The sequence below is a fragment of the Streptococcus caecimuris genome (assembly GCF_943193075.1).
In the GTDB taxonomy this organism is placed as follows: domain Bacteria; phylum Bacillota; class Bacilli; order Lactobacillales; family Streptococcaceae; genus Streptococcus; species Streptococcus caecimuris.
On sequence record NZ_CALPCT010000031.1, the window covers coordinates 1 to 11,948 of the forward strand.

Here is an 11,948-nt window from a genome sequence, read left to right on the forward strand (position 1 = left end):
TAGGGCTGTAAAAGCTGATGAAATCAGCGTAGTAGAGCCCACTCAACCACTGCGTCTTGCTCGACAATCCAAAAATATTGAGAGGCTAGGACTTTTGTCCCAGCCTCTTTTTGTATTTGTTTCAAAAGGTGAAGAGATCATTCACCGTTCTTTAATCATCTTCGTTGCGATCTCCAAGAGTTCCACTCCCATCTGAAAATGCTCGTCTAATAAATCATAGACGGCATCTTCGGACAAGACACCACAAGGTAGATCCTTTGGAAAGTCATCCTGATTGGACAGGTCCAAGTCATCAAAATAGGCCTGACTACTATAATAATCACGCAGTTGGATATAGCTTTCTTGATGCTCTCTTAGTTGATCCACTGCTTTTTTGGTTTCTTCCAAAGTTTTGGCATAGTCATTCAAATAACCTTCCATTCTTTGGATCCGTTCGATGTTTTTCTGTGCAATTGCCATGATTTACTCCACTTTCACCACTTCTAGATGGGGGCCACCTAGAAGCACGAGGTATTTTTCTACTTGCTCTTTGCCATAAGAACGACGAAGAGCTTCTGCATAGAGATCGAGCTGATCCCGGTAGCGTTCGACCAATTGACTAGGAACCTTGTAGTGATCCGTCTTATAATCAAAGAGCAAGATCCGGTCTTCTAGCACCACGTAACCATCCAAGATCCCCCGCACGACAAAGTCCTCACCACTAGCTGGATCTTTCTTCAGCATGGCAAAGGGAGCTTCGCGCCGAACTCGAGAGGCCTCTTTTTGAAGCAAGGTACCCAAAGGGGTCTCATAGAAAGCCAGGATGGCCTCTAGCTTGATGCGGGCTTTGACCGCTGGCTCCGCTTGAACTTGCTCCAAGGCTTGATGCAGCGTATCCATCGTGATTTCTTCTCCAAGAGGCACGCGCTGCATGAGTTCATGGACAGCACTACCGACCTGGGCTCCCGTCACGGCTTCTTCTTGCCCAAAAGTTGGCAGCTCAAAGTCAGGCGCAACAAGCTTTGCATCCATGATCTGGACGCCATTGGCATCCATGACTGGCTCGTAGAATTTCTTGATCTGACTAGGAGTACGGACACTTGGTAAATGAATGGCCGGAGCATAGAGCTGATTGAGCCGATCAACATTTTCCAAGATATCCAAGGCCCGACGAATATCCTCGGACTGGCGGACATCCTTGAGCTGATCCAGGCGGGAATCCTTCTCCTTCTCTAGCGGTTCCAGCTGGTCTGGTGTCAGGTCTTCGTCTGTCACAAAACGCGTGTCATAGGCCAGGGTATTCTTAGTAAACACATCTTGAATGGCAAAGAGCCAGTCCTGATAAGAGGTCCATTCTTTACGTTTCTCCGGATCCAATTTGCCATTGCGACTGGTCCCCCAATCGGTATCACGCAGTTTGTCCTCCCGGCCTTCTCCGACCAGATAGAGCTTGAGCTCAGCCCGTGTCATCGCAACATATAGAAGACGCATCTGCTCAGAAATTGTGGCCAACTTTGTTTCTTCCACATTGCGTTGGTAGCAAGGCGTTTCGATCTGCAGGCGAATGGTTTCTGGAGCAGCTGGATTTTCTGTCTCAACCGGCAGGTTCGCAACATATTTAAAGCCAATCCCTTTTTGGCGACTGAGGATAATCGGCCCCGATTGATCCTTACGGTTAAAGGCCTTGTCCATATTGAGAATAAAGACATACTTGAATTCCAGCCCCTTACTCTTATGGACGGTCATGAGCTGGACGGCATCTTTTGGAGCCGCAAGAGGGACGCTGGCCAAATCGTGTTCATTTTCGATCACCTTGTCGATCATAGCAATGAAGCGCGACAAGCCCTTGAAGCTGGCCTTCTCATAATCATTGGCCCGAAGCGTCAAAGCGTAGAGGTTGGCCTGGCGCTGGGCCCCATTTGGAAGAGCGCCGACATAGTCATAGTAATAGCGATCATCATAGATTTTCCACAGCAAATCATAGAGCGAAGAGGTCTTAGCAGCAGTCCGCCAAGTAGATAAAACCTTGAGGAAGTTCTCGATTTTAGCTGAGAGCTTGGCATCAATCAAATTTGCATGCTCTGCAGTCTTTTCAAGGGCTAACTGGACCTTGTGGTAGAAGGCCATTTGCTTTTGTTCTGGAAGGGTCTGCAAGGAAATCCGTGCCAACTCATCTTCATCAAAGTCAAACATAGGGGATTTCATAAGGGCTACTAAGGGATAATCATGCAAGGGATTGTTAATGGTCCGCAAGGTATCCAACATGACCATCACTTCCAGTGACTCAAGATAATGCGCCTGTCCGCTATCTGCCACAATCGGAATATGGTACTGGTCAAAGGCTTCCAGTATCGCATCATTTCGCGTTCGAGTCGCAGTCAAGAGCGTGATCTCTTTAAAGGGGACTTTTTCCACCCGATGGAGACGTAAAATTTCTTTGATAACCAGGAGAATTTCTCCCTTGGAAATCGTCTCGACTCCAAGGGGAGCTTCCTCGTCTTCGGTCTTTTCTTCCTGGTCTTGGCTGCCATCATAGAGCAAAAATTCGGCCCGATGTTGTGGCAAGGCCATCCGCTGCTTGTCGCTTCCTGCGACCAGATAGTGGGTTTGATTGTAGTCAATCTCTCCTACCTCTTCGTCCATCAAATGGCGAAAGACATCATTGGTCGCGTCCAATACCTCCACATGACTACGGAAATTTTCCTTGAGGAGGATCAACCGCACTTTCGCCCCTTCTTCTTGGTAGGCTTTAAATTTATCATTGAAAATCTGTGGATCTGCCTGACGGAAGCGATAAATGGATTGCTTGATATCTCCCACCATGAAGCGATTGTGGCCATTTGACAGCAAGTCCAACATCCGCTCTTGGGTGTGGTTGGTATCCTGGTACTCATCGACCATGACCTCATGATAACGCTCTTGAAAGGCTTGTCTCACCTCTGGGAATTGCTCTAAAATTTGAATCGCAAAATGACTGATATCCCCAAATTCATAAGCTTTTTCTTGGATTTTTCGCTCCAAGTAAGCGCGAGCAAAGTCTCTGATAAAGTCCCGCAGCAAGGAGAGCATGGGGCCTTCTTCTTGGTGGAAGGTTTGTTGAAATTCCAGCTGATAGAGCTGATTTTCCAAGTCTCTGAGGCGATTGATATGTATGGTTTTATCCTGGTTATAGGCCGTGACTAGGTCTTTTAGCTCTTCTTTTCGGGCTCTGTTGGTCAAGGCCCCCCCATTTGAAGCCCGGCTAATCGCGACGACCGCCTTTAGGACAGAAGTCAGTTGCTCTTTATTGGTGCGCCCTGTCAGGCTTCCAATCTGATCGAGCACCTCTTCTACAGCTTCCAAATATTTGGCCTTGCCAAATGCTTGTCCCTCATTGGACAAATGAAAGGCAAAAAAGCTTTCTGCATCATAAAGGGCCTGCTGGATGCTCTCCATCAGATCGCCTTCAACCTGGTCAAAATCGGTCTCTTCATAACCTTTTAGGAAATGCTCCTCCAACCATTTCTCCGGATCACTGGTTGACTGAAGAAAGTCATAGATCTGGTAGACCTGTTCTTTAAACAAGGATAAATTTTTGCGCTGGCCGGTGAAATTCTTGACCATCTGCACAAAGGCTTCTTGGTTTTCTCCTTGGTAATAGCGGTCAAAAACAGCCTGAAAGACTTCATTTTGTAAGAGGCGTTGCTCACTAGCGTTTTGTAAAATGCGAAACTGAGGCGCCAACCCAAGCAAATAGCCATAGCGCGTTAGGACCTTTTGGGTAAAAGAGTCCATGGTTCCGATATCGCTGGTGGCGACATCTGCGATTTGACGGGCCAGGTGTTGCTTGAGCTCTGGATCATCACTCGCTTGCAGGGCTTTCCCAAGTTCACTTTCCAAACGCTCCTTGAGCTCCCCTGCTGCCTTGACCGTAAAGGTTGAGATAAAGAGCTCCTTAATAGAAATGCCACGCTGCATCTGATCCAGTATCCGCTGCACCATGACAAAGGTCTTTCCTGATCCAGCAGAGGCCGACACCAAGATATTGGTTCCTGAACTATAGATGGCATCGATCTGTTCTGGTGTCCGCTTTTGTTCTTTGGTAGAAGCTGCCTCTTGGGCCTGAAGGGCCTTGATTTCTTCTCTTGTCAAAAATGCTTGTTTGATCATTTGTTCAAGACCTCCTTCATCTTCTCGATCCAAGCGGCTTTCACCTTTTCACCGCGTATGCCTTTTTGGTCTAGTTTGGTCAAGAACCGTGCCTGACCTAGGTGACGATCGGCTTCAAATCCTGTGATAGATTTAAACTGCTCCACGAATGGTGCGATATTGCGCCCATTTTCACTATAGGGATTGATGGCAAATTGCCCCTTGAGAATCCCTTCTGCTGCTGTTTTATAGAGATAAGCGTTGTACAAGAGGAGCAGGTCCAGTTCTTCCTTACTCAGCATCATGGCCTTGTTTTTGTCATAGGCCTCGCCCAGATAAGGCGCCTGATCTGCCATAAAGAGCCCCTTGTACTGTTGACTTTTCATGGTTTGATTGATGGCATCCTCTACTGTCTTTGTCTTTTTCAGATCCACTACGGGATCTCCCATTTCCAAATACATGGCTCCGAAAATTCCCTGCTCCTCTTGGTATTCCTTCAAATCCTGAATCGCAGAAAGATAGGTCGGCAATTGAGAATTTAGTCCATTAAAGAACTTGTCATAGTGGAACTGCGTCAGACTGGACTTGTAGTCCACGACTCCGAGGGCTCCCCGATCCCTCAATTGATCAATCCGGTCCACCTTGCCTCGTAGCTGCAGGAGACGGCCATCGGACAATGGATAAGAGGTATGGGCGCTTCCGCCAAAGAGGGTCTCCTCACCGATGGTCTCGATGCCATTTTGCTGGGCGAGGACCCGCCCTGTTGTTTTCGCGGTATCAAGAAGCAAGTTGCGAATAAACTCGGTCTCTCCATTTTCTCCATACAATTGCTGGAACTCTGCTTCTTGGCTGGTTTCTCGAATCGCCTCGTTTAAACGCCGATCAAACGCTTGATCGGAGCCATCTTTTAAGACTCGTTCAAAGATCCGGTGCAAGAAATTCCCATGACTGCGAGCGTCTGGCCGGATCGTTTCATCCTCTTGTAAGCCCAAGACATAGCGCAGATAAAAGGCATACTGGTGCTTGTAGTATTCATTCAAGGCAGAAGCGGATAAGGTCAAGGCTTTTCCCTCTGGATAGAGCGCTTGAAGCGTATCCGACTGAAGCTGACGGCTCTTTAATTCCGTTGAAATCTGAGGAATCTGGATGCCTTCAGCGGCTAATTTCTTGCGCAAGACCCGTACCGCCACACCCCAAAAGCTGGCTTCTTCAGGAGACAACTCACTCGTAATTTCTTCTTGATGGAGTTCGATCACGCGCGCTAGGAGGGCCCGGTAGGTCCCGATATCATCACTCGAGGCTTGGGTTTGTTTGGTCGTCCACTCGATGGCAATAGGTTTCTTGGTCAATTCGACAAGGTAAGGAGAGACACTATCTTCCATTTCATTGACCAAGCTAGGGGCCGATAGGACCAGTTGGTTGGTCGCAGCATTGAGAAGCGAAACTGCCACAAAGCGATTTTTCTTGAGATTTTCACTGGTCACCACCTGGAGCTCTGCTCCTTCTTGGGTGGCCTCATTGAGCTGCTGGCGCTCTTCTTCACTGAGCAGAGAGGTGTTCTGAGCGATCTTTGGAAAACGCTCCTGGGTCAGCCCGATTGCGTAGACATAAGGCGCTGTCAAGGGTTCAATCAAGTCATAGGACTGAACGGTCACCACATCTACCGTAGCAGGAACTGTCCGGTATTGAGACAATTGCATCCCCGATAAGAAGAGGGCCAAAAAGTCATCCACTGTCAGCTCTTGGTCCTCAAAGACCAGGTTCAACTCCTCTAAGACGTGGAGGAAGGCCTTCCAAACCTGATCATAGCGCTCCTGCTCCTCCAAGGCTAGATCCTTGATCAAAGCTTGTAGATTCTGAGAAAGCTGGGCCTCTTGCAGAAACTCTGTAAAGGTGGTTAAGAGTTGGGTCACCTTTTGTTTGCGCTGTGAAAAGAAAGGGACTAGAGGTTCTACGACGCGTTCTCGGAGAGTATTGAGCTCTTCCAAATTAAACTTGCCCTGACGATTGCTAGTAAAAGGCTTGTGAAATTTTGTAGCACCCTTTACTTCCGCAAAGCGAAGGTACTGCTCAAAAGCATCGACTTCTTCTTGCGTCAGATCACTATACAGACCCGTTTTCAACAGATTGATGACGTCTTCTGTCTGGTAATTGAACTGCTTGATCCGGCCTAGCGATTCAATGACCTGAATCAAGGGATGGTGGACCATGGCTTCACTTCGTCCCAAATAAAAGGGGATCTGATACTGGTCAAAAATGGTCTTGAGCTGTAGTTGATAAGCTTCTACATCGCCTAACAAGACCCGAATATCCCGATAGCGGGCCCCATCATGAAGACGCTGACGGATAGATTTAGCAACAAATTCCAACTCTTCTTTTTGCGTATTGGTTTGCCAGAGTTGGACAGCTGTTCGATCTTGCTCCTCCAGCTCATTTTCCACTTGTGAAAAATCGTAGCGCGCTTCTAGCATGCGGGTAATGCTACTAAAAGAGTCTTCGATCGCTTGCCCACAATACTGAGGCTGAACTTGAAAAGTCTTTGCAAGCTGGAGGAGAAAGTCAACACTGGCTTGGTAAAGATTTCCCTCTCTAAAGCTTGCCCGATAAGCTTTTTCACTGGCATAGACCCCGATGACAATCTCCACTCCTTTTCGGTGAAGGAGACTGATCAAGGCCTCTTCTTCTGCAGAAAAACGCGTGAAGCCATCGACGACGATCGCCACATCCTTTAATTGCTCTTCCAGTTGCCCTTCTTCAACCTGGTTGAGGAAAAAGGCCATCTTGGACTGGGATTCATACCGGTGCTGGACCAGCATCTCAGAGACCGCTTCAAAAATCGCCAAGAGGTCCTCTCTTTTTTCAGCTTCCTCGAGCAACTCTAAATCTGTAAAATCCATCTGGGCCGTCTGCAATTCATGATAGAGCTGGACTAATTGCTGGATAAACTGAGGATCCTTGCGCAGGGCCCCGTAAACTTTGAGATCCTGCTCCTTCATCTGAGACAGAGCTTTAAAAAATAGCATACCTAGACCGATGTCATCCAAGGGTTGCTCCTCAAAAACCTGATTCAGGATGAAATAACGGGCCATTTGCGCAAAGCGCGTGACGGTAATGGCAAAAGAAGCCTGACCTTCTAAATAGGACAAGACCTTGGCTTCTTTTTCAAAGGAAAGAGAGTTGGGCGCAATGTAAAACACACGCTTGCCCTGTTCTACTAACCCTACGGCTTCTTGTGTCAGGACCTGGGTCAAGGGGGTCCGAACATCCGTATAGAGTAATTTCATCCGATCCGTTCTCCTTTTGGCATTTTCTTGAGAGCTTGTTATCTTCTTATTATATCATTTTCACAGGAGGGACTAAAGCAAGAAGTCATGCTCCTCTAGGCCCAATATTAGGAGATTTGTGCTACAATAAAAGCTGAAGAGACAGAAAGGATACCACCTATGACCAGCATTTATGATTTTTCTTTAGAAAACCAGAATGGGGAGGAGATTCCCCTTTCTCACTACCAAGGTAAGGTCCTCATCGTAGTCAATACAGCAACAGGCTGTGGCTTGACCCCGCAATACCAAGGACTGCAAGATCTCTACCAGCGCTACCAGGAAAAAGGGCTTGAAATCCTGGACATCCCCTGCAACCAATTCATGGGGCAGGCGCCAGGAACTGCAGAAGAAATCAATAGCTTCTGCAGCCTCAACTACCAGACCACCTTCCCACGATTCGCCAAAGCCAAGGTCAATGGTAAAGAAGCCCTTCCTCTTTATGACTGGCTCAAAAGCCAAGCAGCTGGGCCACTGGGCAAACGCATCGAATGGAACTTCGCAAAATTTGTCATCGACCAACAAGGCCACGTCGCCCAACGCTTCTCCTCAAAAACAGAACCAGCTGCCATGGAAGACTTGATCCAAGAATTACTTGAGAAATAAGCAAAAAAAGCCTGAGCCAACGCTCAAGCTTTTTTTCTTTAATCAATTTCAAGTCCACCGGTGTACAAGCGGTAATAGGTGCCACGTTCTGCCATCAAGGAAGTATGGTTGCCTCGCTCGATGATGCGTCCGTGGTCCATCACCATGATGACATCGGAATTGACAATTGTCGATAGACGGTGGGCAATGACAAAGACTGTCCGACCTTCCATCAAGCGGTCCATCCCTTCTTGCACCATCTTCTCTGTCCGTGAGTCAATAGAAGACGTCGCTTCGTCCAGGATCAAGACAGGCGCATTGGCAAGGGCTGCACGGGCAATGGCGATCAATTGTCGTTGACCATTTGATAGACCAGCCCCATCATCCGTCAAGACTGTCTCATAGCCCTGATCCAAGTGCTTGACAAAGGAATCCACATTGGCAATCCGAGCTGCTTCAAGGATTTCTTCCCGTGTTGCATCAGCACGGCCGTAAGCGATGTTTTCTGCAATCGTACCAGTAAATAAGTGGGTATCTTGAAGAACGATTCCAAGGGAACGACGCAGAGAATCTTTCTCAATCAATTTAATATCGATCCCATCATAAGTAATCATTCCGGATTGGATATCATAGAATCGGTTGATCAAGTTGGTAATGGTTGTCTTTCCTGCACCAGTCGCTCCGACAAAGGCCACTTTTTGCCCCTTATCCGCGTACAAGTTGATGCCATGAAGGATTTGTTTCTTCCCATCATAAGAGAAATCAACATCATCAAAGACCACATTTCCGACCATCTTGACAAGCTGGTAATCCCCATTTGGACGTGGGTGTTTCCAAGCCCATTTGTTGGTTTTCTGATCAGTTTCGACCATTTCTCCATCGACCAGTTCATAATTGACCAGCGTCACTTTTCCTTGGTCGACTTCTTCTTCTTCGTCCAAAAGATCAAAGACACGATCTCCACCAGCCAAGGCCATGAGGACAAAGTTCAATTGTTGAGAGACCTGGGCAATGGGACCTGTGAAGGAACGGTTCAATTGCAGAAAGGCCATAAGACCACCAATGGTTAAACCACCGACGCCGTTTAGCGCAAAGAGGCCACCGATCAAGGCTGTTAGAACAAAGGAAACATTTCCCAAGTTCCCAAGAATCGGCATGAGGACATTGGCATAGCGGTTAGCCTGGTAGGAAGACTCAAAGAGTTGATCATTGATGCGGTCAAAATCCTCAATGCTTTCTCTTTCATGCACAAAGGCCTTGACCACTTTTTGACCAGACATCATTTCTTCAATAAAGCCGTTCTCAATCCCCAAGTTCTTTTGTTGTGCCCCGAAGTAACGACCTGACTTGCCAGAGACATCCTTGATGATAAAGACCATGACGATGACCATGATAAGAACAATCAAGAACAAGAGCGGACTAACCGTCAGCATGGTAATCGTTACCCCAAGAATGGTAATCGCTGAGGATAAGAGTTGAGGAATGGATTGTTCAATCGCTTGGCGAAGGGCATCAATATCATTGGTATAGATAGACATGATGTCCCCATGTTGGTGGGTATCAAAGTAACGTACCGGCAGTTTTTGCATGCGGGCAAACAACTGATTTCGAAGACTTCTAAGTGAGTCTTGTGAAACAGTCGCCATGATCAAGGTAAAGCCATAGTTGGCAAGTACCCCGATCAAACAGATCAAACCAACCCGTGTCAAGAAGGACAAGAGCGGTCCGAAATCATGGCTGTTTGACGTTAACATGGGCTCCACATAGACGTCGACCAAGGACTGAATCGAAGCTGTTACATTGACCGTCGCAAGAGACGATAGAATGATTAAGATAAAGGAAACAATCAAGGATACCTTGTAGTTTTTCCAAAGGAAGTCGAGCAGGCGAAGGATAGAGCCTAGATTTGCTTTTTTCTTAGTTTTCATCTGCTTCTCCTTTCCCTTGTGTTTGCATTTCATATACTTCTTGGTAGATGGCATTGGTCGCAAGCAATTCCTCGTGACGACCGATCGCATCGATTTGGCCATCATTCATCACAATGATGCGATCCGCATCTTGAATAGAGGAAATCCGTTGACCAATGATGATTTTGGTCGTCTCTTTCAAACTGGTTGCCAATCCTTGACGGATTAAACTATCCGTCTTGGTATCGACCGCCGAAGTCGAATCATCCAAGATCAAGATCTTCGGATTCATGAGAAGGGCACGCGCGATACAGAGACGCTGGCGTTGGCCACCGGAGACATTGGATCCCCCACGCTCAATCATAGTGTCATAGCCATCTTTGAAATCTTGAATAAATTCATCGGCTTGGGCAATCTTACAAGCTGCGATGATCTCTTCATCTGTCGCATCCTTATTTCCCCAGCGCATATTTTCTTTAATCGTACCAGAGAAAAGGACATTGGTCTGAAGAACCATGGCCACTTGCTTACGAAGGGAATCAAGATCGTATTCTTTGACATCGTGGCCTGCTACTGTCACCCGACCAGACTCGACATCATAGAGACGAGGAATCAACTGAACCAAGCTTGATTTCCCTGATCCTGTTCCTCCCAAGATACCAATTACTTCCCCTGAACGAATGGAAAGATTAATCCCTTGTAAGACATGGGTCTTGTCGCCATTTTCATCGGTATAAGCAAAGGTCACATCCTCAAAGTTGATCGAACCATCAGCGACATCTTTGATCCCATTTTCTGGAGAGTCAATCGTCGTTTTGGTCGTCAAGACTTCATTGATCCGCTCGACAGAGGCCATGGAAATCGACAACATGACAAAGATCATCATAAACATCATGAGCGACATAAGAATGGTCATGGTGTAGCTAAACATAGAAGTCAAATTCCCAGTAGAGAGTTGACCACCAACGATCAGATGAGCCCCGATCCAAGAGATCAAAAGGAAAGAAGCATACATGGAAAGCATCATAGCTGGGCTACTCAAGACAACGACACGGATAGCCTTCATAAACATGTTATAAATCCGGCGTGAAGCCTTTTTGAATTTAACGGTTTCATCTGCTTCCTTAACGTAGGACTTCACCACTCGCATATTGGTGATGTTTTCCTGAATGCTGTTGTTGAGATTGTCATAAGCTTCAAATACTTCTGTAAAGAGCGGATACACAATCTTCATAATGATGCTTAAGACCGCTGCCAAAAAGATGGTCACATAGACAAAGATCATGGCCATTTCCGGATTGATCAAGAAACAAGCCACAATGGCAAAGATCAAATTGAGCGGTGCCCGCACACAGATCCGGATGACCATTTGATAAGCATTTTGCACATTGGTCACGTCCGTCATCATCCGAGTAACCAGACCACCAGATGAGAACTGATCAATATTCTCAAATGAGAAGGTTTGAACCTTTTTGAAAATAGCCCGACGAAGGTTTTTGGCAAAACCAGCCGATGCATAGGCGCCATAACGGGCAGACTGCATCCCACAAAAGAGGGAGAGAAAGGCACAGACCAGCATGAGCCCACCGTAAAACAAAATATTGTTCATGTTTCTTTGTTGAACACCTTGGTCCAAAAGACTCGCCATGACAAAGGGAATCGAAATCTCAAACATGACTTCAAAGACCATGAACAAGGAAGCCAAAATCGAGGGCTTCTTGAATTCTTTGATCTCGGAAATTAAGGATCGAATCATTATTACCTCCAATGTTATTCATACTTTTTCCTGCGGTAGAAGCAAAGCTTCTTTCCATCGAAAATAGGTCAAAACACACAAAATTCCCTGAGGGAAAGACCCTAGGGATTACGCGTTTTTTATAGTCTTCATTGTAACCTAAATTGCAAAAAAATGCAAGATTTTTAGACAGCATCCGTTTTTCTGTTGATCTAGTACAAAAGAGGCTGGGACAAAAGTCCTAGCCTCTCAATTATTTTTGGATTGTCGAGCAAGACGCAGTGGTTGAGTGGG

The 11,948-nt window shown here is 46.7% G+C and carries 6 protein-coding genes; 1 reads left to right on the forward strand and 5 read right to left on the reverse strand.

Annotated features, from left to right (window positions below; translation table 11 throughout):
• Positions 1–141 precede the first annotated feature (141 nt).
• The 3 genes from NFR56_RS09390 to rexB are packed head-to-tail and all read right to left on the reverse strand — an operon-like array spanning position 142 to position 7,391.
• On the reverse strand, positions 142–459 hold the full coding sequence (locus NFR56_RS09390; RefSeq protein ID WP_134974076.1) for a DUF4298 domain-containing protein: 318 nt from the start codon (positions 457–459) through the stop codon (positions 142–144).
• Between the two features lie 3 nt (positions 460–462).
• Positions 463–4,128, reverse strand: a complete 3,666-nt coding sequence (gene addA / locus NFR56_RS09395; RefSeq protein ID WP_251458745.1) for a helicase-exonuclease AddAB subunit AddA — start codon at positions 4,126–4,128, stop codon at positions 463–465.
• Entirely contained in the window at positions 4,125–7,391 is a 3,267-nt protein-coding gene (rexB, locus tag NFR56_RS09400) for an ATP-dependent nuclease subunit B (protein ID WP_251458747.1), read from the reverse strand. The genes addA and rexB overlap by 4 nt, the downstream gene beginning before the upstream one ends.
• 159 nt (positions 7,392–7,550) lie before the next feature.
• Here rexB and NFR56_RS09405 point away from each other — a divergent pair, with 159 nt between their 5' ends.
• Entirely contained in the window at positions 7,551–8,033 is a 483-nt protein-coding gene (locus tag NFR56_RS09405) for a glutathione peroxidase (RefSeq protein WP_251458749.1), read from the forward strand.
• A gap of 38 nt (positions 8,034–8,071) precedes the next feature.
• On the opposite strand, the gene NFR56_RS09410 is transcribed toward NFR56_RS09405, so the two are convergent.
• Both NFR56_RS09410 and NFR56_RS09415 read right to left on the reverse strand, forming a co-directional pair.
• Positions 8,072–9,940 (reverse strand): ABC transporter ATP-binding protein, encoded by a 1,869-nt coding sequence (locus NFR56_RS09410; protein WP_049506113.1) that lies wholly within the window; start codon positions 9,938–9,940, stop codon positions 8,072–8,074.
• Positions 9,930–11,675, reverse strand: a complete 1,746-nt coding sequence (locus NFR56_RS09415) for an ABC transporter ATP-binding protein (RefSeq protein ID WP_251458751.1) — start codon at positions 11,673–11,675, stop codon at positions 9,930–9,932. Before NFR56_RS09415 ends, NFR56_RS09410 begins: the two co-directional genes overlap by 11 nt.
• Positions 11,676–11,948 lie beyond the last annotated feature (273 nt).

Bases quoted from the DNA above. Each gene is read 5' to 3' on its own strand.
- NFR56_RS09390 (WP_134974076.1), bottom strand. From the start codon at position 459: ATGGCAATTGCACAGAAAAACATCGAACGGATCCAAAGAATGGAAGGT.
- addA (WP_251458745.1), bottom strand. From the start codon at position 4,128: ATGATCAAACAAGCATTTTTGACAAGAGAAGAAATCAAGGCCCTTCAG.
- rexB (WP_251458747.1), bottom strand. From the start codon at position 7,391: ATGAAATTACTCTATACGGATGTTCGGACCCCCTTGACCCAGGTCCTG.
- NFR56_RS09405 (WP_251458749.1), top strand. From the start codon at position 7,551: ATGACCAGCATTTATGATTTTTCTTTAGAAAACCAGAATGGGGAGGAG.
- NFR56_RS09410 (WP_049506113.1), bottom strand. From the start codon at position 9,940: ATGAAAACTAAGAAAAAAGCAAATCTAGGCTCTATCCTTCGCCTGCTC.
- NFR56_RS09415 (WP_251458751.1), bottom strand. From the start codon at position 11,675: ATGATTCGATCCTTAATTTCCGAGATCAAAGAATTCAAGAAGCCCTCG.